Origin of the sequence: Sulfurimonas sp. HSL-3221 (genome assembly GCF_021044585.1) — a bacterium.
Classification (GTDB): Bacteria; Campylobacterota; Campylobacteria; order Campylobacterales; family Sulfurimonadaceae; genus Thiomicrolovo; species Thiomicrolovo sulfuroxydans.
On the sequence record NZ_CP087998.1, the window covers coordinates 1,905,311 to 1,930,218 of the forward strand.

Genomic DNA, 24,908 nt, shown 5'->3' on the forward strand with positions numbered 1-24,908 from the left:
AATTTGATCGCAGGATGGAAGGGGCGGCTTAGAAGCGCTGCCCGATGGTAAATTCGAAGTGGGAGATCCGGTCGTCCGTTTCCGGGTTGATCGGGTTGGCGAAGACCAGCTGCAGCGGTCCCATCGGTGAGAACCACTCCAGAGAGACACCGTATCCGCCGCGGGAGAACTCCGACAGCGACGTGGTACCGATCCAGCCCCAGTCCAGGAAGGTCGTCAGGCGCATCTTCGCCTTCGGGGCCAGCGGGAAGCTCAGCTCGGCATTGTGCGAGAAGGTCTGTTTCCCCCCGATGCGGACGTTGTCGCCGGAGACGGTATTGCGGTAGTACGGCATGGAGTAGGACTCGTAGCCGCGGACCGACCCGAGCCCGCCCATGTAGAAGCGCTCCGCCAGCGGCAGGTAACCCGTATCGCGTGCGAGGTAGTAACGCGCTTTGTAGCGGAAAATCAGGTCAAAGCCGAGCCACTCGTCCAGCCCGTTGTATTTGCTTAGTTCCGTCCGGCTCTTGACATAGTTCGCCTGGGCCCCGAGCCCGGCCCGCTCGATACTCTCCGAGATCGCCCACCCGCTCCGCGCGACATAGTAGTCATCCGTATTGTCGAAGCTCATCGCGACCGAGACGGCGCTCTTGTCATAGCTCTCGAAAAAGCGCTGCTGATCCTGCGAATAGAGCGACAGGTTCACGTCCCGGTAGTTGACGTTGGAGTAGGTATAGTTGAGGAATCCGGAGATGTAACGGCTGAAACGGTGTCCCGTCCCAAGCGTCACCCCATCGGAGTGGGTCGTATAGTCGTTGTACTGGAAATCGCTATAGAAAATCGAGAAGTTTCCGCTGAAATCGCTGTCGTTGAGGCGCGGGTTGGAGATGTTGAACGAATAGTTATTTGAACGCTGGGAGCGCTCCAGACGCAGCCCGACATTGATGCCCGAACCGAAAATATTACGGTCATTGACCCCGACGCTGAGCATGAACCCGCCGTAGCTGCCGTAACCGCCGCCAAGCTGGATGTTGCCCGTCGGCGCCTCTTTGACCTTTACGACCAGGTCCATGGAGTGGTCGTCGACCCGTTTTTCCTCGATGGTGTTGGCGTCAAAATAACCGGTACGCCCCAGGGCGTTGCGCGAATCTTTCAGGTCCGTCAGCGAATAGAGGTCACCCGGCCCCAGGTAGAGTTCGCGGCGGACGATGCGGTCGAGGGTGCGGTTGTTCCCCGAGATCACGACGTTGCGGATCCACACCTTTTCGCCCGGAATAATGCGGTAGACGACCTCGAGCGTGCCGTGTTCTTTGTCCTTGCGCAGGTCCGGAAGCACCCGGACGTAGGCGTAGCCCAGGTCGGCAATCTTCGTCTTGATCCGCTCCGCGTCCTCCCGGAAGGTTTTGATATTGAACGGCTGCTCCGTCTCGAGGGTGATAACGTCACGCAGGACGGCATCGTCAATGACGTGGGTCTGCTGATGCAGCTCGATCGCCTTGGTGATGTAGACCTGCCCCTCCGAGACCTGGTAACTCATCTCGGCCGTATAATCGTCGAAGTCGATCCGGGTAAAGGGGGCATCGACCTTCGCATCCATATAGCCGTGCTGCATATAGGTGTCGCGGATGCGCATCGGGTCGTACTGCAGCTGGTCGAGCATCATCTTCCCGTCGTTGCGGCCCCAGAACCACCCCATGAACTGATGCTCTTTGTTGGCGATGTTTTCATCGAAAACGTCGGGATCGAGCCCTTCCACGCCGCTGAAATTCAGCTTTTTGATCAGAATCGTCTCGCCCTCGTTGACGACGAAGGTGACGGCGACGGATCCGTTATCAAGATGCTCCGTTTCGATCTCGACGACGGAGTCGATCTTCCCCTCCTGCGAAAGGTTGTCGACGATGCGCTTCTTCGCCGCCTCGAGCTTTTTCGGATCGTAGAGGGTGCCCTTTTTCAGCTGGACGACATCTTTCAGCGTATCCTCGTCCTTCTCTTTCCACCCCTTGAGCTCGATGCGCGAGATGACCGGCTTCTCAGTGAAATGAAGGGTCAGTACACCCGCGTCGTACGTCGCGTAGATGTCCGTGAAATATCCCTGCCCGAAAAAGCGCTCGATCGTCTTGTCGACCTTCTCCGTCTCCAGCGGCGTCCCCGCCTTCTGCACCAACAGCTGTTCGGCCACCCCCTCGGAGATATGGACCAGCCCTTCGAATTGTACTTTTTCAACGGTTTCGGCGGCGAACGCGAGCGTCGAAGCCGTCAAAAACACCGCTATCAGTGCCGACCACTGTTTCATCAGAACCCTATATGCATATTTTCTTGTTTTTTGGAAACAAGGATTCTACCAGCCCGCAGGTTAATAGGACGTAAAAAGCCCCCTCTAATCCTGCGGGCGCTACAATAAGCGCGACATTAAGGAGGTGTGATGACACTGGGAATTATCGGACTGGGACTGATGGGCGGCTCGCTGGGAATGGACCTGCGGCAGCTTCCCTTCGTCAATGAGGTGATCGGACACGACCACAACGCCTCCCACTGCGCCACGGCGCTGGAACTGGGACTCGTTGACAGGGTCGTTGATTTCGACACCGTCCTTCAGTGCGATACGATCTTCCTTTCCGTCCCCGTCGACGGCATCATGAGCATCCTGCAGCAGATGCCCGGCCGCATCAACGCGGACGCGACCGTGATCGACCTGGGAAGTACCAAGGCCCGGATCGTCGAAAGCATCCCGGAGAGCATCCGCCGCAACGTCATCGCCGCCCACCCTATGACCGGTACCGAGAACTTCGGCCCCCAGGCCGCGGTCTCTGGTCTCTACAGAGACAAGGTCGTCGTCCTGTGCGACATGGCCGATTCGGGCAAGCAGCAGCAGGAGACGGCCGTCCGGCTCTTCTCGGGCCTACACATGCGGCTGCACTACATGCGCGCCCACGACCACGACCGCCACGCCGCGTTTATCAGCCACATGCCCCACGCCATCTCCTACTCCCTGGCCAATACGGTACTGAACCAGGAGGACAAATACAACATCCTCGCCCTGGCCGCGGGGGGCTTCCGCTCCATGAGCCGCCTGGCGAAGAGTTCGCCAAATATGTGGGAAGATATCTTCCGCCAGAACAAGGAGCATCTCCTCGAAGCGATCACCCTCTTCGAAAACGAACTAGACGCTATGAAAAAGGCGATCAAGGATGAAGCGTGGGAGGAGGTGCACAATCGCCTCGAGACCGGTAAAAAGCTGCACGAGATCCTCCTGTGACCGAAGCCAATACGATTCTCCCGCAGAATCTCCAGGACCTCATTGCCAACCTCTCCTTCGTGCAGGCCGTGCCGCTCGGGACCCAGCAGGGGATCCCCTTCGTCGCCGTCAAGGTCGCGGACAATAACAGTAAGCTCCTCGAAGACAACGCCGTCACCTGCGAGTTCAAACCCTCCATCTTCAACGTCGACTACAAAGGGCAGACCATCGCCCTCTGTATCGTCCAGTTCCGCCTCAACGGCTCCGACCGCCACATCTACACCGCCAGCTACGACCTGCACAACGACAAGCAGTACAGCGACTGCCACGACCTGCTCGCCATGACCCAGTACGGCCTGCTCGTCGCGACGAACGACGTCCACACCTTCTTGCAGTTCGACACGAACTTCGCCGGTACCTTCAACCCGCAGCAGATGATCAAAGAGGCCCGCGCAAACGCGACCGATTACGACCCCCTGCTCTTCGGCGAGGTCTCCTACGGTCTGACGATGCAGGCCGATACGCCTGCAAACCTCTGGGAGTACCTGGAGCAGATCGCCCCTGCCCTGCACCGCTGGTATGCCCGGATGCAGCTGGAATCCGAAAAGGTCGAATGAACGCCTTCGACGTCATCGTCGCCGGCAGCGGCGCCGCAGGCATGATGGCCGCCATCGTCGCGGCCCGGCAGGGCAATCAGGTGCTGCTGCTTGAAAAGCTCTCCAAACCCGGCGCCAAGCTCAAAGCCACCGGCGGCGGCCGCTGCAACCTCACCAATACCCTCGACAACACCGCCTTTATGGCCCGCTTCGGCCGCGACGGCCGCTTCATGACCCCGGCGCTGGAGGCCTTCGACCACAAAGCCCTGATCGCTTTTTTCGGTGAGATCGGCGTCAAAACCCACGCCCCCGACGGCTACCGGGTCTTTCCCGTTACCCATAGCGCGGAGACGATCCTCTCGGCATTGGAGAAGGAGCTTGAGCGCCTCGGGGTCGAGGTACGCTGCAATCAGAAAGTCATCTCCGTCGAGCATAACGGCGATCATGTCACCGGGGTGACGACGGAAACGGACGTCTTTGCCACCCCAAATGTCGTACTCGCCACCGGGGGGCTCGGCTACCCCCAGCTCGGCGCCGAAGGGGACGGCTACGCCCTCTCGCAGCAGGCGGGACACACCGTTACCGAGCTCTACCCCGCCATGATGCCGCTGAAAACCAAAGAGACCTGGGTAGAGCACTGCCGCGCCGATACGATCCCCAAGGTCACCATCAGAGTCGACCTGAAAAAGGCGAAAAAACTGCGCGCGACCGGGGACCTCATCTTCACCAAGACTGGCATCAGGGGGCCCGCCGTGCTGGACTTCGCCCGCGACGTCACCCCGCTGCTGGAGACCTATGGCGAAGTACCGCTGCTGATCAATATGACGAAGGGGATGAGCGAGGACGACCTGCTCAAGCATTTCAGAGCATACCAAAACGACCATCCCGACGCCGTCACGATCGACCTTGTCATGACCCTGCTGCCCGAGGCCCTAAGTTTGCAACTCTGCGCCCTCGCCCACGCCGACCCGCAGACGATGTTCAATAAACTGGGCGGAAAGGTGCGCGATGCCCTGCTCAGGCTCCTCGCCTGGACCCCCCTGACCGTCACCGGCCACGACGGCTTCAAGATGGCGATGATCACCCGCGGCGGGGTCTCCCTCAAGGAGATCCGGCCCGAAACGATGGAGAGCAAACTCATCAAAGGGCTCTACTTCTGCGGCGAACTGATGAACCTCGACGGTCCCTGCGGCGGCTACAACCTGCAGTGGTCCTTCGCCAGCGGCTACCTCGCCGGGCACTTGGGCGCCCTCCCCACCCCGCAGTAATCTTCAAGCGCGCCGGCGGTAATAAGACGGAAATTTTTGTTGGAGTATAATGTGACAACCTCCTCAAAAGGCGCCGTAATCAAACAGAATATCAACTCTTTTTCCATCGCCGAAGAGATCTGGCACGCCGTCACCCATGGGCTCGGCCTGCTGCTCAGCGTCGCGGCGATGAGCATCCTGACGCTGCTTGCAGCCCAGAGCGGCAGCGGCAAAGCGCTCGCAGGCGCCCTGGTATTCGGCATCGCGCTTATTTTGATGTACGGCATCTCCACCCTCTACCACGCCGTCACCGCTCCCATGGCGAAACGGATTCTCCAGCAGCTAGACCACTCCGCCATCTACCTCCTTATCGCCGGGACCTATACCCCCGTCTCCCTGCTCGGCATCCAGGGCTCATTCGGCTGGATCATCTTCGGCGTCGAATGGGGAGTCGCCGCACTGGGCATCTATCTGAAAGTGGCCTACCACGGCCGTTTCGAAACCCTCTCCCTTGTCCTGTACGCCCTGATGGGCTGGCTGGTACTCGTCGCCGCCAAACCGATGCTGGCCCACGTCGACACGCTCACCCTCTCCCTCCTGCTTGCCGGCGGGCTCACCTATACCCTGGGGATTATCTTCTACGTCTGGGATTCACTGCATCTCAACCATGCCGTCTGGCACCTCTTTGTCCTCGGCGGCAGCGTTTTTCACTTTTTTGTCGTCCTCTTTCTCATTCCAAGCCGATAGTTCCGCCGCTGTACTGCAAAGTGGAGAGGGGGATGCACTTTTTAGATGATAATGAAGCGTAAAAATTGCAGCAGAAGCAAGTACTAGGAGTGTTATGAAAAGGTATCTCGGCTCCTTCACCATCGACATTTACGATCTCGGCGGGATTATGGACACGCGTATCAATGACGAGGCCCGGTGGATCGTCGAGCAGTATATCCGCACGATCAACGCTGTCGCCGATGTCGACCGCATGAGTCTCGAGCAAAAGGTGTCCGGTGAGTACATCGACGAAGAGCTGGACCGGTATCGGAACCTGCAGTTTTCGTTTGTCATGTCCTCCGGCGAAGAACGCCATGCGCTGCTGCGGGAGCTGTTCAGGCATTTAAGGGACATCGACACCGGCTGCATGGCCAATGTCGAACTCGAACCCTATTTCGGAGTATAACCGGATGAACCTAGCCTTGCGGAGAATGCCGGCTTACGGCGTACCGAACTCTTTGATGACAAGATGATCCGCACTGCTGTCGGCAGGATTGTACAGCGCATTTGTCGACCCGACAGCCATCCCGGACGACTCGGCTCTGACCCACATACTGACGGTATGGCTGCCGGCCGAGAGGCCGTCGAAGATCCCCGTGATCGTCGCCGGATGCGAAGGAAGACCCCCTCTTCGCCATACTGCAGCATCGTACGCGCAGGTCCCGCCGACGAAGGTGTGTCGTCGACCCGCAGTTCGAAAATGACCTGATCGTCGGCAATGACCCCGACACAGATGCGGCCGCTGTACTGGATCTCGAGCACCGATGCGTCCTGCTGCTTGACATAGCTCCCCATATCGCCTATTTTGACGAACTCCCCGACAAACGTCCCGGTAAGAGGGGATGTCGTCCGGGGGACGGCCAGGGTACTCCATCCCACCAGACCGATCGCGGCGATGGCGGCGGTGTTGGCCGAGATGCGGCTGTTGTTGTCGTTGATCTACGTCGTATGCTCGCCGAAGTTGGCGTTGACCTCATCGGCGAGGGCCGGCGTATTGGCGACAAAGGTGTTCATAGGGCCCACTTCCCCCGCCTCAAGCACGCTTACCAGCAGCAGTACGGCTGCTGTCCCCGTGATGCCTTTCATCGTCACTCCTTTTGGCCAGGTTGAGCGGCGTTATTTGAAGACGCTGCCGAGCATCCCTTTGACCGCCTGCTGAACGTCTGCGGGATAAACGACGAATTTGCCGTTCTGGCTCTCGCTCAGTTTCTCCAGTGCCGCAATGTAGCGATCGCCGAGCAGGAACATGGCGGGCAGCTCCTTCTCCTGGATCGATTCCGAGATACGGGCGATCGCTTCGGCAGAGGCCTGGGCCAGTGCGACCTGGGCCTGCGCTTCGAGCTTGGCGGCCTCGAGCTTCCCTTCGGCTTCCAGGATCATGGCGTTCTTGTTCCCGTCGGCCTTGGTGACGACGGCACGGCGTTCGCGCTCGGCGGCGGCCTGCTGTTCCATCGCTTTTTGCATGGAAGGGCTCGGGCTGATGTCCTGGATCTCGACAGACTTGACGGTGACGCCCCAGTCGGCGACGTCGTCGATGATCTGCTCTTTCAGGCGGGCCTTGATCATATCGCGGTTGGAAAGCGCCTCGTCCAGCTTCATCTCCCCGATAATGGAACGCAGCGTCGTCATAACGAGGTTGACGATGGCCATGCGGAAATCCTCGACGCCGTAGACCGCGTCGGAGGGGCGCGTCACCCGGATGAAGGCGATGGCGTTGGTGAGGATGACGGCGTTATCCATCGTAATGACCTCCTGCTGCGGGACGTCGAGGATGATGTCCCGCGTCGTCATCCGCTCGCGCACGCCGTCGATGTAGGGGATAATGAGATTGAGCCCCGGGGTGAGGGTCCGGTAGAACTTGCCCAGCCGCTCGATGACCCACTCCTCGCCCTGAGGGACGACTTTGATCCCTTTGTAGAGTGTGACGATAATAACCAGGGCGAAGACGCCGATAAGATAGAGTGAAACCATTTAGTTCTCCTTGAGGGGGGTCACTTTGATCAGCTGGCCGCTGACGTCGACAATACGAACTTTGGTGCCTACGGCGAGCGGCTCGTCGGCGAAAGCGGGCCATTCGCGGTTGCCCAGGACAGGGATATCAAAGAGCACTTTTCCCCTTTGGGGCGGTTCGATCCCCTCGGTGACGGTCCCCTTTGTGTCGACCCTGTAATTGGGCTGACCGCTCTCCGACACGGTCCGTTGCCGTATAAAACGCCACCACCCCACGACAAAGAGCGTGGAGAGGATCGACCAGATCAGCAGTTCCGTAGAAAATGAAAGATCAAAGAGATAGGCCAGCGTACCCGTCAGGATCGCGGCGACGCCGATTCCCAGCAGCAGAAAGGTCAGCGCCATCGTCTCCAGGCCTATCAGCACCATCCCCAGGATCACCCAGTGCCACCACTCCACGTTTGCGTTCAACCAATCGAGCATGCTTTACTCCTCCGTGTTCATACAAGTATAGCGAATAAACCTGCATGAGTATGTCCTCAACGCGCTTTCCGCTCCCCACGTTTCAAACGGCCGAGCAACATGGCAATCTTGCTGCTGTCCGGAGCTTCCGCCGCTTCGTAGAGGTACTTCTCTACCGCCTCTGCGCTCTTTTTCGCTTCGGGATCGTCCAGGTGCTTGAACAGTGCCACCAGCGCCGTGCGCAGCGAGTCGACATGGACCCGCTCCTCTTTGCTTCTGCGGCGCACGGCAAGCAGCGTCAGCGCGACGCCGAGGACAAAACCGGCGGCACTCCCCGCCGCCAGACTCCAGATCGTCATCGTCTCCTCCTTTGGAATTTCTCTCTGCTGTGAATGCACCGCGGCACGGACGTGGACCGGTATCGGCAGCGACGACGCCGTGACGACGCGCTGCGTCGCCGGGTCGAAACTGCGAAAACGCACCGAAGGGATCGTAAAGTCCCGCGCGCCGACCAGGGCGAAGGTCCGGTTCACTTCATTGTAATAGCAGCCGTCCTTCCACGCAGCATTCGCGGTATGCCCCTCGTCAAAAACGCTCACACCGGCAACCGCCATCCGCAGCGGTTGTGCCGTTGCCAGGTTGCCGCACCCCGAGAGCGACAAGGTAAGGCGGACGGGTCCGCCGCTCTCGGTCGTGTTGCGGTCGATGACGGCCTTCAACGCGAAATCGCCGACCGCCTGCACCCCGCCCGGGACAGGATTGGCAAAGAGCGTTACGGGTTCGAAAAGATGCTGCTGCCATGTCACCGACGGCATCCACTGCCCCCACGCATCCTGCGTATAGGTGCGTTCGGCGACGTTCATCGCCGCCGTGCCGCTCGAGAGCTCCCCGCCTTGAAGCGGGGCGACGACGTACGTCTTCTCCCAAAGCTCCTTCCCGTTTTCGTTCCGCTCCTCGGCATGGCTCTGCAGCAGCTGGAAATGCGCCAGTTCCGGCGCCGCGAAACGGAAATCGACCCCCTTGTCCGGCGCGGTGTGCGCAAAACGGTAGACAAGCTGCAGCGGTTCACCCTGGTAGACCTGGCGTGAGGAGCTCTCGACCGTCAGCTCGTACCCCGAAAGCGCATTGACAGCCATCAGCAGAGCCAGCGCTTTACCACGGATCGACATGGTCGCCTCCCCCCGCGCGCTTCGGCGAGATCTTGTAGAGGTGCGTCCGGGTCTGCCGCTGCAGCGATTGGCGCCACATCGCCGCCTCGTAATCGCTCATCGCCGCCGTCTTCGCTTCGCCCGAGGCTTCGGAGGGCTTTGCCTCCTGCCCCTCGGATGTTTCCGTCTGCGCGGAAGGGGCCTGTGCGCCGCCTGCCGGAGAGGAAGCGTCGGAGGCACTGTGTTCCCCGCCCGCTTCCGTCATTGCGGCCGCTGCATTGCGGCGTCGCTCCGCCTGCACCAGGCGCATCAGCCGCCCCCGGACGATGGAGAGGTTCTCCCGCGTCTGCGGGTCGTTTTGGAGGTAGAGCGCCTTCTGGTACACCTTGATCGCCGCTTCAAGGTTCTCCCTGCCGCCCTGCATCGCCCGGGCGTTCCCCAGGTTGTGCAGGGTTGCAAACTGCAGCAGCCGCTCCTTGGTGCGAATCCGTCCCCACAATGCCGCGGCCGCGTCGTATCTGCCCGCACGGTAGAGGGCATGGGCGCTGTCGTACATCGCTTGGGGGTCGTTATCCTTACGTACGCCGTAGCGGTAAAAGGCGCGGGCCGCGCGATCGTAATCGCCCTGCTCATAATAGTGCTGCGCCGTCTCCAGCAGTTCGTAGTCAAAGGACTCCGCCCGCAGCGTTGCCGTATGTCCGAACAGCAGAACCCCCAGCAGCAGTGCCGGAGGAACGGCCACGCGCTCGCGGCGGCTCATCGAGGCGTTCGCCACGAGCAGCAAAAAGAGCGCCAGCCCCAGCGGCAAAATGTAGAGCTGACCGTACCGGCGGATCTCCTTGACCCCCGTCTCGCCCCCTTCGGCATGGCGGCGAAGCTCGTAGAGCAGCGCGGCGATGTCGCGGGAGCCCACCGTCGTGTCAACATAAGCGCCGCCCGTGGATTCGGCCAGGGAGCGCAAAGAAGGGTTCAGCGCTGTCCTGACCGGCTTCTCCCCCCGCAGGACAGGGGTACCGTCTTGCTGCAAGACGCCCCCTTCAGCCGTCCCGATCCCAAGGATGTAGAGGTGGAGCTTCTGCGCATTCGCGTAAACGATCGCTTCGGAGAAGTCGCGACCGTCGCCTCCGTCGGTGAGCAAAAGAAGATTTTTCCGCCCCGTCTTGCCCATCACGCCGCTCGCCGCGGCCAGCAGCGCCATGATATCGGTCCCTTTCTCAGCGTAGGTGTCGGACGCGAAATCTTCCAGCAGCGCCGTCAGCGCACTTTTGTCCGCCGTTGGCGGCACTACGGTATAGACGTCCCGGCCGAAGGCCAATACCCCTATTTGTTCTCTTTTCGCCCGCGCGACCAGCGCAAGCATCTTCGTTTTCGCAACGGCAGCGCGGGAGGGGTAGACGTCCTCCGTCTGCATCGATGCCGAAATGTCGACGGCGACCGTCAACGCCTCGTCCGGCGCCTTCACGACGGCCGTCGCCTCGGTAAGAACCGGCTGGGACATTGCTGCAATCAGCAGGACGAATATGGCCAGATAGATCAGGTTGCGCTGACGGAGGGAGAGGCGTTTTTCGTTCACCCGGAGCCGTTCGAAAACAGGGCCGGCAAAGAGCTCCGCCGCCGGCTCCTTCTGGGTCAGCATGAAGTAGAATAGGACCAGAACCGGCGGCAGCATCAGGTAGAAGAACTCGGGGTGGAGAAAGGTCATGCCACCCTCCGGTTGCGCAGATAGATATAGAGCAGCAGCGTCAAAAAGCCGGCAAAGAGCGGGTAGATGTAGTAATACTCATTGACGATCAGCACCGGCGGACGCTGGGGCGACTTCTCCAAGGTATCGATCTGCGCGTAGACATCGGCAAGGGATGCACTATCGCTTGCCGTGAAATACGCGCCGCCGCTCTGCGCCGTGAGCGTCTCAAGAATCGACTCCTGCGGGGCGGGGTCTTCCCCGATAACGACGGCATAGAGGCGCACCCCCTCTTTGGCCGCCAGCCCAAGGGCAACGTCGCTGCCCACCGGAGCGCCGGGCGTGTTCCGGCCGTCGGTCAGAACCACGACGATCTTTTCGGCGCTCTTCGCACCGTGCAGCGAGACGATCCCCCGGGCCATCGCCTCGTAGAGCGCCGTGTATTTGCCGGCAATGCCGACGTAGAGCTGCCCGATGATCTGCGAAAGCATCCCCATGTCGGTCGTGGGCGGCGCGGCCGTAAAGGTATGGGTGCCGAAGACGACGAGGCCGACGCTGTCGCTGCTGCGCTGCGCCGCAAAGGCCTGCAGGATCTCCTGGACCGCCTCGAACCGGCTGCGGGTGCGGTCATCCGGGTCAAAGTCACCGTTGCGCATGGAGGCGCTGGCATCCACCACCAGGCTGATCGCGTACCCCGGGGTACTGACGGGTTGGTAGACCCGCTCTTTCACCGGCGACATCAATGCGACAAGCAGCAGGATCACTGAAGCCCATTTGAGCAGCCAGAGCCAGAAAGAGGGTTTGAGTGTGACCGCGGCGAAGGCGGCGAGATGCGGAAAGTAGAAGCCCTGATGGCGTAGTCGGCATAGCGCCTCGCAGGCCAGAAAAATGAAGAGGAAGGAGATGACTTTCGGGAATTCGAAAAAGACCCCTTCAAACATCGATCATCCCGAGATAGATCCTGAAATACGCACGGGTCTCCTCGTCGATGGGCGGCACGCGCTTGCGGAACTTGTAGGGTTCTAGGCGCTGCTCCAGGTTCATAAAAGCTTCTTGAAGCTGTGGGGAGTCCTCCGCGAAACGGCGGCCGAGGCGGGTGATGGCGTAGGCGGCCTGCTTCGCATCGTCAAGGTTGACCGCTTCCAATGCTTTCAGAGACGTCCGACGGCCGTTCTCCCTTCTCTCCTCGCGATAACGGCGAATCAGCAAATAGAGAACGAGCAGCAGGAAAAAAAGTACTACGGCCGCCGCAGCCGCCAGGTAGTAAGGCGTGTAGTCATGGATCTCGACCAGGGGCTTGATGTCATGCAGCGGGATATCGTCTGAACGCATCATCACCCCTCGAACAGACGCCGGAGTTTGACGCCGATATGATCATCCGTGTAGACCTTCGTAAACCGGATGCCGTCTTTGCGAAGCTGCTCGTAGAGGGCATGATCATGCTCGCGGACCTTCGCTTCATAATTGCGGACGGTCCGGGCGTTGAAATCGCCTTCGAGCAGCATCCCGCTCTCGGGGTCGCGTAGCGACGCGAAACCGAACGGCGGCGGATGCTCTTCGAGACGGTCGCGGACGATGATACAGACGACCTCGTGCTTCTTTGCCAGCAGCCGCAGCTGGGGAAGTTCGAAGAAATCCCCGACGACGAGGAGCAGCGAACGGCGGCGGATGCGCTGGTAGAGCGTCTTGGCCATCGCGTCGTAATCGCTCTTCTTCCCGACCGCCTCGAAAGCATCAACCTTCTGCGTCAGCTCGGAGACGGCGTAGCGGTTCTTCGTCGGGCGCCCTTCCTCGTAAAGACGGTCCGCAAAGAGCATATAGCCCAGCGCGTCGCTGTTGTACTGCACGGCGTAACCCACCGTCGCGGCGATCTCGGCCATCACCTCCTGCTTGAAACGGTGCTGACCGAAATGGACGCTGCCGCCGAGCATCATCGCGACAACGACGCTGAGCTCCCGCTCTTCGCGAAAGATCTTGATATAGGGGGTGCGCATCTTCGCCGTGATATTCCAGTCGATATGGCGGATATCGTCGCCGGGCATGTACTCGCGCAGCTCAATAAAGTCGTACCCCTCCCCATGGAAGATGGAAGGGTTGTTGCCGATGAGTTCGCTGAAGACCTGGCGCCGGGCCTTGACGAGGATGCGCTGAACCGTTCCCATAAGGCTCCTACGGCAGCGGGACCGCTTCAATCACACGGTCGATGATTTCGTCCGCCGTGACGCCGTCCGCTTCGGCCTCGTAACTGAGCACGATACGGTGGCGCATCAGCTCTTTGATAATGAAAGCAACGTCAACAGGGCTGGCGTAATCCTTGCCGCGTAGGTAGGCCATGGCCTTGACGGCCTTGAACATGTCGATGCTCACCCGGGGGCTCGCACCGAACTGCAACTGATCTTCCAGGTCATCGAGCCCGTACGCCTTGGGCTCGCGGGTCGCAGTGACCAGCTCGATCATGTAGCGTTCCACCTCTTCATCAATGTGGACCTGTTTGACCTCCGCTTTGAGAGCCTCCAGGTCTTCATGGGAGATGACGGCGTTAATCGTCTCGGAAACGCCCGCAGCAATGCGGCGGGCGATCTCGAGCTCCTCCTCTTTCGTGTTGTAGCCGACTTTGAGCTTGAGCATGAAACGGTCGAGCTGCGCCTCGGGAAGCTGGTAGACCCCCTCCTGCTCCACGGGGTTCTGCGTCGCCATAACAAAGAAGGGGGGTGCGAGCTTGAAGCTCTCCTCGCCTATTGTCACCTGACGCTCCTGCATCACTTCCAGCAGGGCCGACTGCACCTTCGCCGGGGCGCGGTTGATCTCGTCGGCCAGCAGCAGGTTTGTGAACACAGGCCCGTGCTTGATCTTGAACGCGTTATGCTGCGGGTCGTAGATCTCGGCGCCGAGAATGTCCGAGGGGAGGAGGTCCGGGGTGAACTGGACCCGCTTGAACTGCAGCCCCAGACTCTGCGACAGCGCCTTCACCGTCGTCGTCTTCGCCAGCCCGGGGATCCCCTCGATAAGAATGTGGCCTTCGCAAAGCAGGCCGATAAGCAGCCCGTCGATCATCTTTTCCTGACCGACGACGACTTTGGCCACCTCGGACTTGATCGCTTCGATTTTGGAGTACATTAAAAACCTTCATAAGGACAATGGGGCCATTATAGCGTTTTGAAGGTATAGATTGCCCTGCCCCGATGCCGTTGGATGCGTGCAGGGAAGGTGAAAAAAAATCCCGTTTCGGCGCCGAAAAAGTGCCGGTGCACATTTTTTTGATTTTTTTGGCATATCTGCCGAAAAACTATTGACTTTGAAGTGCGTTTTTCGTATAATTCCCGTCCACAAACGAAGAGAGCTTATCTTAACGTTTGAATGTCTCGTTAGCTCAGCTGGTAGAGCACGTCACTTTTAATGATGTGGCCGTTGGTTCGAATCCAACACGGGACACCATTGTTACTCCTTAGTGGCCCCATCGTCTAGCGGTTAGGATCCCAGATTTTCATTCTGGTTACCGGAGTTCGAGTCTCCGTGGGGTCACCACCTTCCCAACCATTTTTACACTGAAAAATACTGAAATAATAAAAGATGCTCTTATTGCGTTTATTACTGGAGCGCGCCCGAGGCCACCAGGCGTTTGACCAGCTTCATATGCTTCATGACCCGTCCGAAATAGGGCCAGTTCACCATGCCGCCGTTGTAGCCGCTGACGCTTTTCATATAGTCGTGGCGGCGGTTTTTGAGGATGACGAGGTAGTGCGCGGCGATGCCGGCGGAGAGTTTGAGGTCGGTGAGTAGTAGGTTGGCGATCTGCACATCGCTGCGCGCCTTCAGCCATGCCAATGTCTTGACGCGCGCGGCCACATAACGGGCTGTGGCCACCTGCACCTGCATCGGCCCCAGCGATGCCTTGGTGATGTCGACCCCTTTATGAAAATCCCCGATGATATTCCGACCGGCACTGCTCTCCGTCAGACAGATGGCGCTGAGCGTGTTCTCGTACGTCTCGCCGCTGCGGTCGGGAATGCTGCGCGCGACATCCCGCACGGTCTGCAGTGTCGAGAGCTGTTCCGGCGTGAGCGCGGCGCGCAGGAATTCGGTCGTGGCATAGAAAAGTATCACTAGACGTTTCAATAAAGCTTCCTCGTCAAAAAAATGCGTGGAATTTTACAGGAAATGTGCGTTGAAGGTCGATGGATAATCGTTTTAAATAAAATTATTAAGAAGATTTAATACAAAAATGTTGCTACCTTCCGTGACACAGGGAATAGATGGCTTAAGAAAAATGGGTAAAATTGATACTTTTTCGAGAAATATGCGCTCAAAATGGCTTTTTTCTTAAAAGGTATGCACTGAAAAAAAATGCGGAAGAGAGAAGAAGTGCTACTATTATTCCCAATCCCTGAACTTGTCCGAGGTGTGTTTGTCCTTTTTATAGCGGCGGCGGTTCATGGACTTTTCGATCTGGTTGGCCGTGTAGAGGATATCCTCTTTAAGCGTTTCGATCGTCGCATCGCCGTCGCGGAAGGCGAGGATCTTTGTCACGAGGGTTTCGAGGTCGTTATAGTCCCCTTTGTAGAGCGGGACCTTCTCGATGCGGTCGAGGTATTTGCGGTTGTTGTCGACTTTCTTGTCGAACTGCTCCCGCGTCGGCTCTTCGGCCTTGAAGAGATACTTGGTGATACTGCTCGTAAAACGCTCGAGTACCCGGATATAGCGGAGCCTCGCGGCATCTTCCACTTTTTTCGCCGACGCTTTTGCCAATAGTTCACCTTTCGGGGGAGCTCAAACGGTATAATTATACCTATTCTAATAAGGTTGCAACGCTCTATGAAAAAACTGATTCTTTTTTGCCTCATCGTTTCCGGGCTCCTGCATGCCGAGGTCATCAACGCACCGGCAAGCCAGGCCCTTCTCGCCAAGCAGATCCCCATTGTCGATATCCGGACCCCCGGCGAATGGAAAGAGACCGGCCTGGTCAAAGGGAGCATCCCCATCATGTTCTTCGACGAGAAAGGGAGCTATAACGTCGACCGCTTCATGCTTCAGCTCAAAGCCAAGGTCGATACGACAAAACCCTTCGCCCTGATCTGCCGCACCGGTAGCCGCACGTCGATGCTCGCCCCCTTCCTGGCGCAGACCTACGGCTATACCGTCTACAACCTGCAAGGGGGCATCATGACCGCCTACCGCGCGGGGCTTCCCATCGTCCCCTATCAGTGAAACCGCTTAAAATCGCCCTGCTGATTCTCTTGCGGGTCGCCGTTGTTTTCGGCGTCATCGCGCTGATCGTCTTTCTCTTCTGGGGATTTTTATACCTGTTACTGTATTAAGGGCACCTCTAAAAACCCTGTATGGATCTCAGAGAGATTTTGAAGCGTAAGATTTTCTTTGTTTTCAGCGCAGGCCTAGCCGTAGCTAAGTCAAGAAGAAAACGGAGGAAAGATCGTGCTTCAAAAGCCCTCCCGAAGGGCGCTTCAGAGAAAAGCCATACTCGGCGTTGCCGCTTTTCGACTTGGCTAAGGCCAGGCCTTGACCAAAGGGAATGCCCTCGGGTGCAAAGCGTCGCCTTGATTATAACTTTCTCTGCAGCGCTGAGACCGTACAGGGTTTTTAGAGGTGCCCTTTAAAGACTATTTTTTGAAGCGGAAGGCTTCGGCTTCGAGGAGGGTGCGCAGCTTGTCGCTGCATTCGCCCTGGAACTCCATCCACGGCGTCTTGTAGCCGCCGCCGGAGCCCAGCTTTTTCTTCAGCCGCTTCAGCAGTGCCTCCGCATCGCCTTTCTCCAGGGCAAAGGGGCCAACCAGAGTCACGGTTTTTCCCCGCCGCTTTTCGCGCTTGAAGACGAGAAAGTGTTTTTCGGGTGCAAGCAGCTCTTGCGGCGTTTCCGCCTCACGCTCTTGCACTTCCGACCAGCCGCTTCCAAGGTCTCCGCCGATAAAGAGATCGAGCTTCTTACCGCGGCTCATGGGCTTCTCCGATATATTCAAACCGTTTGATGCAGACGCCTTCGTGGGGGATGCATTCGGTAAACATGGAAAGCGGACGGACCCAGAGCCCGTGTTCGCCGTAGAGGGCACGGTAGACAACAAGCTCCTCCTCCGTCTCGGAGTGTTTAGCTACGCCGATCACTTCGTAGTGGTTCCCCTTGTAGTGCTGGTAGCGGCCCGGTTTAAGCACCGACGACCTTCTGGGAGAGGACACGCATCCCGTTCGCCTTGTAAGCGCCCGCGTCGATGCTCTCCATCACGGTGTCGGCGTCGCAGCAGTGCGTATCGTAGAGTACGACGATCACCTCATCGCCCGCCTGCAGGAAAGTCGTCTCACCGTAAGCCGTGTAGCGCGTCGCGCCGATGCTGATGATCATCTTCTCGGGGTACCCCGCCGCTGAAAGATAGGAGAGCACCGGCTCCAGCGGGCCGGTATCCGTTTGTGTATTGAGCTGGTTGACGATCCAATCCGTAAGCTTGTCGTGAAAATAGCTGTAGCCTGTGAGCGCGGCATCTTCGCCGTAGCGGTGCAGCTCGCTGCCGCGGCGCAGGAAGGAGGCGATGTGCCAGCTGTCCATCACGCCGCCTTCGGCAAAGGTGTCAATGGGCGTCATCTCCGCTCCGAGTCCCTTGCTCATCGCACCCCAGTTCTTCTTTTCGGAGATCTTGTTGGCCCCTGGGCGGCGGATAGAGCAGTCGTTGTAGGGGGCGAAGCGCTCCGGTGTGATCGAAGCGACCTTTCCATCTTCATAGCGCAGACGGCACTCCAGTGCCACTTCCGGTTCCGCCTGGACATTCAGCGCGGCGTCTTCGGGCAGTTTGATGGTGCCGGAGGAGAGGGGGTAGACGCCGATCTGCCCGTCGCGGCCCGGCATGTAGAAAGGGAAGATCCCTTTGGGACCGTTTTCATCGGCGACCTCGAGGTTTTTGAAATCCTCTATTTCACCGGCCTGTTCCAGGTGCAGGGCGAAGTTTCCGGCGATGCCGAACCCGGCGTAGGCGTTAAAGTTTTCCATTCTCTTTCGCCTCAACGTACTCTTCGTAGCTGCCTTTGAAGTCGTTGTAGGTGCCGTCAGGGTTGAGCTCGATGATGCGCGACGCGAAGGCATCGAGGAGTTCGCGGTCGTGGGAGACACAGATGACGTTGCCGTCAAACTCGAACAGCGCTTCGCCCAGCGCGACGATCGCCTCGAGGTCGAGGTGGTTGGTCGGTTCGTCCATGACAAGAAAGTTCGGACCTTCAAGCATCAGTTTGCTCAGCATCATCCGGTGCTTCTCACCCCCAGAGATGTTCGTCGCCGCTTTCTCCTGCTGCTCGCCGTTGAAAAGCATGCGCCCCAGACAGTTCCGGATCTCGGAGATGTCCGCCTTCGGGTCGAAAGCGCGCAGCCAGTCATAGAGGGTGTCGTTGCTCTTGATGCGGTCGGTCGTATCCTGCGGGAAGTAGCCCGGCTCGATGGTCGCGCCCCACTTCACCTCCCCCTCTTTGGGCTTGAGCTCTTCCATGATAATCTGGCAGAGCGTCGTTTTACCGACACCGTTGGGGCCGATCAGCGCGATCTTCTCGCCTGGCTCGATATGGAGGCTGATGTTGTTCAGGACCGGGCCCTCGCCGTAGTCGTGGCTTACATTAAGGACGTCCAGGGCTTCGTCGCCCATCTGGCGCTTGGCTTTGAAGACGATGCTCGGATCGCGGCGGGAGGAAGGCTTGATATCCTCGATCTCCAGCTTTTCAAGCTGCTTCTGGCGGGACGTCGCCTGCTTCGCTTTGGAGGCGTTGGCGGAGAAGCGGCGGACGAAGGCTTCGAGCTGCTCTTTTTCTTTCAGCTTCTTATCGCGCTCCATCTCCATCTGCTTCGCCATAACGTTTGCGGCGATGTACCAGTCGTCGTAGGTACCGGTAAATTCGCGGATCTTCTGGAAGTCGACGTCGAGGATGTTCGTGACGACGGCGTTGAGGAAGTGGCGGTCGTGGGAGATGACGACCATCGTTCCCTCGTGGCGCTGCAGTTCGTTCTCGAGCCAGCTGATCGTTTCGATATCGAGGTTGTTGGTCGGTTCGTCGAGGAAGAGGACGTCCGGTTTCGGGAAGAGGACCTGGGCCAGCAGGACCTTGAACTTGTCGCCGCTCGGCAGCGAGGACATCAGGTCGTGATGATTTTCTGCCGGGATGCCGACGTTCTCGAGGATCTTCGTGATGTTGACATCATACTCGTACGTTGGGTCTTCCTCGACACTGATCACTTCCAGCTCCGCCAGGCGGTTGTTGACGGCGTCGTCTTCGAAATCGCCGTTGGTGTAGAGCTCCTCTTTCTCTTTGATGGCATCATAGAGACGCTTGTTGCCGTAAAGCACCGCGTCTGCGATGGTGAAATCTTCGAAAGCGAACTGGTTCTGTCCGAGGACACCGACTTTCAGTCCCGATTCGATGGAGATCTCGCCCTCAAACTCTTTGTCCTGGCCGCTGAGGATCTTGAGAAAGGTCGTTTTGCCCGCGCCGTTGGCCCCGATCAGGCCGTAGCGTTTATGCGGGTCGAGTTTGAGGTTGATGCCTTCGAACAGCACGCGGCTGCCGAAGCGTTTTGTCAGGTTTGTTACTTGTACCATTATGTCGTCGCTTCTGTAATTTTTTCGCGATTATACCATACAGCACTTTTTGAATTTTTTTCCGCTGCCGCAGGGGCAGGGATCGTTCCGCCCGACGGAGGCTTCATAGAGGGTGCCTTCGTCATAGTACCAGCGGCCGTCCATGCGGCGGAAGGTGCTCTTTTCGTGGTGGACCCTGATGGGACCGTCACCTTCGCGGTAGTAGGCTTTGAAGCTCACCGTTGCCGCACTGTCGGCTTCTTTTGCATCGAGCACTTCCAGTCCAAGCCACCTCGTCGCCTCCGCATGCTGCCGGATCAGTTCAGCATCCTCGGGAACCTGCTTCTCAGGAACGGTCGTCGCTACAAGGTACTCCCCCGCTCCCACGACGTAGGCACTGTAGCGGGAGCGCATCAGCGCTTCCGCCCCCGGTGCCGTCGCAATGCCGTCTATCAGCGGCGCACAGCACGCTTCAAACGTTTTTCCGCTGCCGCAATAACACTGCATGCGTCCTCCTTCAAATCAAGGCCGCATCATACCATGCAATGCCGTCAAAGAACTAGGCTTGGGAACGGTAGCGGTTCAGCAGCGCGCAGTGGCGGGCGCGCTCGTAGTGGGAAGGGGTCAGAGCAACCCCTTCGAGTCGGTGCAGCATCCCGACGAGCTGATCGTAATCATCAAAGGTCAGGCGTTCGCCGTGCAGGACGCGTCTGGCCATTTCGGAAAGGACGGCGTCACTGGAGTATTCGGGAAAGAGCATCCGGAAATGGGCATAAACGACCGCAAAGCTGCCACTCTCCGGCGCAAAGCGCTCCGCCACGATCTGCTGGGCGCTCTGTGCTTCGAGTCCTTTGGCAACAAGTGCTTCGGCAACGGCCTTTCGCACTTCATGTTCAGACTGCTCCGCGTTACGGACCGTCACCGCATTCGGACGCAGCGGTACGGCAAGCAGTAGGTTACCCGCCAGAATCAAAGAGCCCATAACTGTCATGACCGGTCGCATACATTCTCCCTTGCCGTTAATTTTGTATTGGAACAGTCTACCGTTAAAGGGTAAACGGTTCTCATGCCACCGCGAAAGCCCCGGATTCAGGCTATAATTCCGTATGACTTACAAGATCGAAGACGAGTACATTGAACTCTATAAACTCATTAAACTGCTCGACCTCGTCGACAGCGGCGGGCAGGCCAAACAACTGATTCAAAACGAGCTGGTCTACCGCAACGGCGAGGTCGAAACCCGCAAACGGGCGAAGATCCGCCCCGGCGAAACCATCCATATCGGCGAAGTGACCATTAAGACCGTCTGAGGCGTGTTTATTTTCCGGAGTGTTAATGCGCCTCTAAATGGCCGCTTTGCTATAATCGCGCCATGATTAAAACATTTGCCCAACTCCTCGCAGAGGAAAAAATCGACACCATTGAAAGCGCCCTGAACGTCGCCCTGGACAACGCGAACGAATCGCCGTTCTGGTCGCAAAAGGTCATGCCGTTGGCGCATGCCGTTCTTTCCGTCCTCGTGCCGCTGCGCGATCAGGGGCTGCTTTTCGATCCCGAAGGCAAGCCCCAGCCCGCTTTGACGCCTGCGCTCCTCCTGCGCTGGTGCGACCTGGTCAGCCTCAAGACCCTGGCATTTACGCTGCAAAAAAGCAACGAAGCCGGCCGGCTGCTCCGCACCTCCCTCCCGGGCGAAGCCTGCGCAGCCTATACCCCCGTCGACCTGACCGAGCTCGGCACCTACCTTAGCGGCTACACGGTCAACCTCGAGAACGAAGCGCTCGACTTCCCGATCGCGCACTACAACCTGCACACGGGCATTGCCGGTGTGCTCGAACCCCTGATGAAATAAAGGCAAAAGATGATGACGCAGGAACACCCGGCCCTCAAAACCGAACAGTACCTCAACCCGACAGAGATCGCTGCGCACCTCGAAGGCGTCGAGTACATCGTCATGGCAGCCCCCGCCGTACGCGACAACGCCAAAGCGCCGATCCACTTCACGCTTTTTCTCAACACCGTCGACATGCTGCCCGCAGACATCCAGCAGGCCGTCCTCGAGAAGTTCGCCGACCAGTACGGTTTCCGCGATATTGCCGACCTCTTCAGCCAGCCCGACCGCGTCGCCTTCGCCGTGACAAATCAGGAAACGCCGATGCCGCTGCACGTCTTCAAACCGGAAGACAAAATGCGCCTCCCCTCGACGGTCATGTTCGTGATGGATTTCGAAGCCGACTCCGACAACTTCCCGGAAGTCAAAGAGAAACAGCTGACGGGCTGGACCTACGCATACGAAACGGCCTAACGCGGCCCCTGCCCTTATCGGGCCCCAACGTGTTATAATTTTGCCACTACCACGACAAAGGAATCCTCTTGTATAAACGCTTCATGATCCTCGCTGCCCTTATCGTTCTCGTCAGCGGCTGCAGCAAAGTCACCAAAGAGAACTACGACAAAATCGAGTCCGGCATGAGCTACGACGAAGTCGTCAAACTGATCGGCAAACCCAAGGGGTGTTCGGAGACCCTCGGCATCAGCAGTTGCCAGTGGAAAAGCGACGGTGCCGTGATCGATATCAAGTTTATCTCCGACCAGGTGACGTTCACCTCGGCCAAAGGGCTGAAGTAACCCTTTCTCCCCTCCTCTGCTTCCGATGGGAGCGGAAGCCCAACACACTTATATCCTTAGCAAGCCCCCTTCTACATCTTTGTTTCCGCGCGAATGCTCCAGACATAACATGCCGGTATAACGGTCATCTTTGATTTGATCATTGAAAAGATAAAAACGGTGAAGTCGAAATAGGGAAGTAGAAGCTATCACTCTTTGACAGCAAGTTGACGTTTTTTGCAATGTTGGGCTATTGATTTCAAGCCGCCAGCGGTGCCTTCGGCACATCGCTTCTGGTTTCGTTCGGATAAACGCCAAGAAGTTGGCGTTTATTGTTCCGAACTCACATCATACCCGGCATACCGCCCATGCCGCCCATGCCGCCCATATCCGGTGCGGCCGGCTTCTCTTCCGGGATCTCGTGGATCGTCGCTTCCGTCGTCAGCAGGAGGCTGGAGACGGAAGTCGCGTTTGTCAGGGCGACGCGCTCGACTTTGAGCGGGTCGATGATGCCCGCTTCGAACATGTCGACATACTCGCCTGTTGCCGCATTAAAGCCGACGTTCTCGCTCGCAGCCGTCTCGATACCGTTGACGACGACGCCCGTGTCAAAGCCCGCATTGGCAGCAATCTGCTTGACCGGTGCTTTAACGGCGCGCAGGATGATCTCGTAGCCGATCTTCTGGTCGCCTTCGAGGTCGAGCTGCACCTTGGACGCGGCACGGATCAGCGCAGCACCGCCCCCGATAACGATCCCCTCTTCCACGGCGGCTTTCGTCGCGGAAAGGGCATCGTCGACGCGGTCTTTCTTCTCTTTCATTTCCGTCTCTGTCGCGGCACCGACTTTGATAACCGCCACACCGCCGGAGAGCTTCGCCAGGCGTTCCTGGAGCTTCTCTTTGTCGTACTCGGAGGTCGTCGCTTCGATCTGCGTCTTGATCTCGTTGATACGCGCCTGGACCGCCGCGCTGTCGCCGATACCGTCGACGATGGTCGTGTTGTCCTTGTCGATGACGACGCGGGACGCCTGGCCGAGGTCGGCAAGGTTCGCGGACTCCAGCGTGCGTCCGATCTCCTCGGAGATCACCTGGCCGCCGGTGAGAATAGCGATATCCTGCAGCATCGCCTTGCGGCGGTCACCGAAGCCCGGTGCTTTAACCGCGGAGATGTTGAGAATGCCGCGCAGTTTGTTGACAACGAGAGTCGCCAGCGCTTCGCCTTCGACGTCTTCCGCGATGATGAGCAGCGGACGGTTCGTTTTCTGAATCTGCTCGAGGACCGGAAGCAGGTCTTTGAGGTTGCTGATCTTCTGGTCGAAGAGCAGGATGAACGGGTTTTCGATCTCCGCGATCATCTTCTCGCTGTTGGTGATGAAGTAGGGACTGAGATAGCCGCGGTCGAACTGCATCCCCTCGACGACGTCGAGTTCATCACTGATACCCTTTGCCTCTTCAACGGTAATAACACCGTCCTGACCGACTTTTTCCATCGCTTCGGCGATCATGTTGCCGATTTCGCTGTCGGAGTTCGCGGAGATCGTCGCCACCTGGGCGATCTCTGTTTTGTCCTTGATGGATTTGGAGATGGCTTTGAGCTCGGCGAGGATCGCTTCGGTCGCCTTGTCCATACCGCGCTTGACCTCTACCGGGTTCGCGCCTGCGGTGATGTTGCGCAGGCCTTCCTGGAAGATGGCGTTGGCAAGGACCGTCGCCGTCGTCGTACCGTCACCCGCCTCGTCGGCCGTGTTGGAGGCGACCTGCTTAACCAGCTGCGCGCCCATGTCTTCGAGCGGATCTTTCAGTTCGATCTCACGGGCGACGGAAACACCGTCTTTGGTGATGTTCGGAGAACCGAAACTTTTCTGGATCAGGACGTTGCGTCCGCGCGGTCCCATGGTGACCTTGACCGCGTCCGTCAGCTTCTGTACGCCTGCGGCGAGAGTATTGCGTGCTTCATCCGAAAAATGAATCTCTTTTGCCATTTTCTGTCTCCTCTAAAATTTATTTGATAATTCCAAAAATGTCGTCTGCATCCATGATGAGATACTCCTGACCGTCAAGCGAGAGCTCGTTACCGGAATACTTGCCAAAGACAACAGTATCGCCGACAGTAATGGTCTCCACGTCGCCGCCTATTGCTACGATCTTGCCCTGGGAAGGTTTCTCTTTTGCGTTGTCCGGGATGATAATCCCCGAAGCGGTGGTCTGAGCGTCTTCCACGCGCTCGACAAGCACACGGTTACCAAGTGGTTGAAAGTTCATGTGTTCTCCTTTGCGATACAAAGCACGATGTGCCATATTTTTTACGCGCTAATTTTACTTGATAGGCATTTAATTGTCAAGAACTTTAGTCTATTTGGCTAAAGAATAGTTAGCCGTTTACCATATAAACTGTTTAGCTAAACTATTGCCGAAAACAAGAGGCATACTTTTAGGAAAATCTAAGGACTCTGAAACTATAATTTCGGTCTTTCAAACGGATGTCAAGGTAGCTCAGCTGGTTAGAGCGCTGGTCTCATAAGCCGGAGGTCGAGAGTTCAAGTCTCTCTCTTGACACCATCCTAATCAATTTTCCTTTTTTCAGACTTTCAAACCTATGCATTTTAAACGCATCCGATTCGTGCTCTTTTGACGCACCAGCGGCATACTACCGGCATCTACTCCGAGTGTTTTCCTGATAT

General features: G+C 58.0%; 31 protein-coding genes and 3 tRNA genes. 14 read left to right on the forward strand and 20 right to left on the reverse strand.

Going from position 1 to position 24,908, the window contains the following annotated elements:
* Positions 1-28: 28 nt before the first annotated feature.
* Positions 29-2,272 carry an outer membrane protein assembly factor BamA gene (bamA, locus tag LOH54_RS09785; RefSeq protein ID WP_231018860.1) on the reverse strand — a complete coding sequence of 748 codons (2,244 nt, stop codon included), beginning with the start codon at positions 2,270-2,272 and terminating at the stop codon, positions 29-31.
* A 129-nt stretch (positions 2,273-2,401) separates the two neighbouring features.
* On the opposite strand from bamA, the gene LOH54_RS09790 reads away from it, so the two are divergent.
* The 6 genes from LOH54_RS09790 to LOH54_RS09815 all read left to right on the forward strand — a co-directional run bounded on the left by LOH54_RS09790 (position 2,402) and on the right by LOH54_RS09815 (position 6,534).
* Positions 2,402-3,235: a prephenate dehydrogenase gene (locus tag LOH54_RS09790; protein WP_231018861.1), complete on the forward strand. Its 834-nt coding sequence runs from the start codon at positions 2,402-2,404 to the stop codon at positions 3,233-3,235.
* The gene (locus tag LOH54_RS09795; protein WP_231018862.1) at positions 3,232-3,831 is read left to right on the forward strand and encodes a hypothetical protein; all 600 of its coding nucleotides are present in this window, start codon (positions 3,232-3,234) and stop codon (positions 3,829-3,831) included. Before LOH54_RS09790 ends, LOH54_RS09795 begins: the two co-directional genes overlap by 4 nt.
* Positions 3,828-5,078, forward strand: coding sequence for a BaiN/RdsA family NAD(P)/FAD-dependent oxidoreductase (locus LOH54_RS09800; protein WP_231018864.1), 1,251 nt, complete (start codon positions 3,828-3,830; stop codon positions 5,076-5,078). The genes LOH54_RS09795 and LOH54_RS09800 overlap by 4 nt, the downstream gene beginning before the upstream one ends.
* A gap of 51 nt (positions 5,079-5,129) precedes the next feature.
* The gene (gene trhA / locus LOH54_RS09805) at positions 5,130-5,804 is read left to right on the forward strand and encodes a PAQR family membrane homeostasis protein TrhA (protein WP_231018865.1); all 675 of its coding nucleotides are present in this window, start codon (positions 5,130-5,132) and stop codon (positions 5,802-5,804) included.
* A 94-nt stretch (positions 5,805-5,898) separates the two neighbouring features.
* Complete coding sequence (locus LOH54_RS09810) at positions 5,899-6,231, forward strand: hypothetical protein (RefSeq protein ID WP_231018867.1); 333 nt, start codon at positions 5,899-5,901, stop codon at positions 6,229-6,231.
* Between the two features lie 156 nt (positions 6,232-6,387).
* The gene (locus LOH54_RS09815; protein WP_231018868.1) at positions 6,388-6,534 is read left to right on the forward strand and encodes a hypothetical protein; all 147 of its coding nucleotides are present in this window, start codon (positions 6,388-6,390) and stop codon (positions 6,532-6,534) included.
* A 230-nt stretch (positions 6,535-6,764) separates the two neighbouring features.
* Here the strand turns inward: LOH54_RS09815 and LOH54_RS09820 are convergent, their stop codons facing one another.
* Genes LOH54_RS09820 through LOH54_RS09860 form a run of 9 tightly spaced genes read right to left on the reverse strand, consistent with a single transcriptional unit; the run spans position 6,765 to position 14,183 of the window.
* A complete protein-coding gene (locus tag LOH54_RS09820) occupies positions 6,765-6,911 on the reverse strand; it encodes a hypothetical protein (RefSeq protein WP_231018870.1) in 147 nt (48 codons plus the stop codon).
* A 30-nt stretch (positions 6,912-6,941) separates the two neighbouring features.
* Positions 6,942-7,796: an SPFH domain-containing protein gene (locus LOH54_RS09825; protein ID WP_231018871.1), complete on the reverse strand. Its 855-nt coding sequence runs from the start codon at positions 7,794-7,796 to the stop codon at positions 6,942-6,944.
* Positions 7,797-8,258, reverse strand: a complete 462-nt coding sequence (locus LOH54_RS09830; protein WP_231018872.1) for an NfeD family protein — start codon at positions 8,256-8,258, stop codon at positions 7,797-7,799.
* Between the two features lie 56 nt (positions 8,259-8,314).
* The gene (locus LOH54_RS09835; protein ID WP_231018873.1) at positions 8,315-9,406 is read right to left on the reverse strand and encodes a BatD family protein; all 1,092 of its coding nucleotides are present in this window, start codon (positions 9,404-9,406) and stop codon (positions 8,315-8,317) included.
* Complete coding sequence (locus tag LOH54_RS09840) at positions 9,390-11,087, reverse strand: VWA domain-containing protein (RefSeq protein WP_231018874.1); 1,698 nt, start codon at positions 11,085-11,087, stop codon at positions 9,390-9,392. The genes LOH54_RS09835 and LOH54_RS09840 overlap by 17 nt, the downstream gene beginning before the upstream one ends.
* The gene (locus tag LOH54_RS09845; RefSeq protein ID WP_231018875.1) at positions 11,084-12,007 is read right to left on the reverse strand and encodes a vWA domain-containing protein; all 924 of its coding nucleotides are present in this window, start codon (positions 12,005-12,007) and stop codon (positions 11,084-11,086) included. The genes LOH54_RS09840 and LOH54_RS09845 overlap by 4 nt, the downstream gene beginning before the upstream one ends.
* Entirely contained in the window at positions 12,000-12,398 is a 399-nt protein-coding gene (locus LOH54_RS09850; protein ID WP_231018876.1) for a hypothetical protein, read from the reverse strand. Before LOH54_RS09850 ends, LOH54_RS09845 begins: the two co-directional genes overlap by 8 nt.
* Before the next feature lie 2 nt (positions 12,399-12,400).
* Complete coding sequence (locus tag LOH54_RS09855; protein ID WP_231018877.1) at positions 12,401-13,228, reverse strand: DUF58 domain-containing protein; 828 nt, start codon at positions 13,226-13,228, stop codon at positions 12,401-12,403.
* 7 nt (positions 13,229-13,235) lie between these two features.
* Positions 13,236-14,183, reverse strand: coding sequence for an AAA family ATPase (locus tag LOH54_RS09860; protein WP_231018878.1), 948 nt, complete (start codon positions 14,181-14,183; stop codon positions 13,236-13,238).
* 242 nt (positions 14,184-14,425) lie between these two features.
* On the opposite strand from LOH54_RS09860, the gene LOH54_RS09865 reads away from it, so the two are divergent.
* Both LOH54_RS09865 and LOH54_RS09870 read left to right on the forward strand, forming a co-directional pair.
* Positions 14,426-14,501, forward strand: a tRNA-Lys gene (locus tag LOH54_RS09865).
* A gap of 15 nt (positions 14,502-14,516) precedes the next feature.
* Positions 14,517-14,591 (forward strand) — tRNA-Glu (locus tag LOH54_RS09870).
* 63 nt (positions 14,592-14,654) lie between these two features.
* Here LOH54_RS09870 and LOH54_RS09875 read toward each other — a convergent pair.
* Together LOH54_RS09875 and LOH54_RS09880 are read right to left on the reverse strand one after the other, a co-directional pair.
* Positions 14,655-15,182, reverse strand: a complete 528-nt coding sequence (locus tag LOH54_RS09875; protein WP_231018879.1) for a hypothetical protein — start codon at positions 15,180-15,182, stop codon at positions 14,655-14,657.
* A gap of 255 nt (positions 15,183-15,437) precedes the next feature.
* Positions 15,438-15,812 (reverse strand): hypothetical protein, encoded by a 375-nt coding sequence (locus LOH54_RS09880; RefSeq protein WP_231018880.1) that lies wholly within the window; start codon positions 15,810-15,812, stop codon positions 15,438-15,440.
* Between the two features lie 66 nt (positions 15,813-15,878).
* On the opposite strand from LOH54_RS09880, the gene LOH54_RS09885 reads away from it, so the two are divergent.
* Entirely contained in the window at positions 15,879-16,271 is a 393-nt protein-coding gene (locus LOH54_RS09885; protein ID WP_231018881.1) for a rhodanese-like domain-containing protein, read from the forward strand.
* A 410-nt stretch (positions 16,272-16,681) separates the two neighbouring features.
* Here LOH54_RS09885 and LOH54_RS09890 read toward each other — a convergent pair whose 3' ends face one another.
* Genes LOH54_RS09890 through LOH54_RS09915 form a run of 6 tightly spaced genes read right to left on the reverse strand, consistent with a single transcriptional unit; the run spans position 16,682 to position 20,627 of the window.
* A complete protein-coding gene (locus tag LOH54_RS09890) occupies positions 16,682-17,017 on the reverse strand; it encodes an SUI1 family translation initiation factor (RefSeq protein ID WP_231018882.1) in 336 nt (111 codons plus the stop codon).
* Positions 17,004-17,228 carry a DUF1653 domain-containing protein gene (locus LOH54_RS09895; protein WP_231018883.1) on the reverse strand — a complete coding sequence of 75 codons (225 nt, stop codon included), beginning with the start codon at positions 17,226-17,228 and terminating at the stop codon, positions 17,004-17,006. Before LOH54_RS09895 ends, LOH54_RS09890 begins: the two co-directional genes overlap by 14 nt.
* Positions 17,221-18,054, reverse strand: coding sequence for a DUF5718 family protein (locus tag LOH54_RS09900; RefSeq protein WP_231018884.1), 834 nt, complete (start codon positions 18,052-18,054; stop codon positions 17,221-17,223). Before LOH54_RS09900 ends, LOH54_RS09895 begins: the two co-directional genes overlap by 8 nt.
* On the reverse strand, positions 18,041-19,645 hold the full coding sequence (locus LOH54_RS09905; protein WP_231018886.1) for an ABC-F family ATP-binding cassette domain-containing protein: 1,605 nt from the start codon (positions 19,643-19,645) through the stop codon (positions 18,041-18,043). The genes LOH54_RS09900 and LOH54_RS09905 overlap by 14 nt, the downstream gene beginning before the upstream one ends.
* A 30-nt stretch (positions 19,646-19,675) precedes the next feature.
* The gene (locus LOH54_RS09910; protein WP_231018887.1) at positions 19,676-20,131 is read right to left on the reverse strand and encodes a YchJ family protein; all 456 of its coding nucleotides are present in this window, start codon (positions 20,129-20,131) and stop codon (positions 19,676-19,678) included.
* 52 nt (positions 20,132-20,183) lie between these two features.
* A complete protein-coding gene (locus LOH54_RS09915) occupies positions 20,184-20,627 on the reverse strand; it encodes a hypothetical protein (protein ID WP_231018888.1) in 444 nt (147 codons plus the stop codon).
* A 103-nt stretch (positions 20,628-20,730) separates the two neighbouring features.
* Between LOH54_RS09915 and LOH54_RS09920 the strand changes: the two genes are divergently transcribed.
* From LOH54_RS09920 to LOH54_RS09935, 4 genes are all read left to right on the forward strand, one after another.
* Complete coding sequence (locus LOH54_RS09920) at positions 20,731-20,934, forward strand: RNA-binding S4 domain-containing protein (protein WP_231018889.1); 204 nt, start codon at positions 20,731-20,733, stop codon at positions 20,932-20,934.
* A gap of 62 nt (positions 20,935-20,996) precedes the next feature.
* The gene (locus LOH54_RS09925) at positions 20,997-21,473 is read left to right on the forward strand and encodes a hypothetical protein (RefSeq protein ID WP_231018890.1); all 477 of its coding nucleotides are present in this window, start codon (positions 20,997-20,999) and stop codon (positions 21,471-21,473) included.
* 12 nt (positions 21,474-21,485) lie between these two features.
* Positions 21,486-21,926: a hypothetical protein gene (locus LOH54_RS09930; protein WP_231018891.1), complete on the forward strand. Its 441-nt coding sequence runs from the start codon at positions 21,486-21,488 to the stop codon at positions 21,924-21,926.
* Positions 21,927-22,009: 83 nt separating this feature from the next.
* Complete coding sequence (locus tag LOH54_RS09935) at positions 22,010-22,249, forward strand: DUF3862 domain-containing protein (RefSeq protein ID WP_231018892.1); 240 nt, start codon at positions 22,010-22,012, stop codon at positions 22,247-22,249.
* Positions 22,250-22,571: 322 nt separating this feature from the next.
* Here the strand turns inward: LOH54_RS09935 and groL are convergent, their stop codons facing one another.
* On the reverse strand, positions 22,572-24,209 hold the full coding sequence (gene groL, locus LOH54_RS09940; protein ID WP_231018894.1) for a chaperonin GroEL: 1,638 nt from the start codon (positions 24,207-24,209) through the stop codon (positions 22,572-22,574).
* 19 nt (positions 24,210-24,228) lie between these two features.
* Positions 24,229-24,489, reverse strand: coding sequence for a co-chaperone GroES (gene groES / locus LOH54_RS09945; RefSeq protein WP_231018895.1), 261 nt, complete (start codon positions 24,487-24,489; stop codon positions 24,229-24,231).
* Between the two features lie 220 nt (positions 24,490-24,709).
* Between groES and LOH54_RS09950 the strand changes: the two genes are divergently transcribed.
* Positions 24,710-24,786: transfer RNA gene (locus tag LOH54_RS09950), tRNA-Met, on the forward strand.
* Positions 24,787-24,908 lie beyond the last annotated feature (122 nt).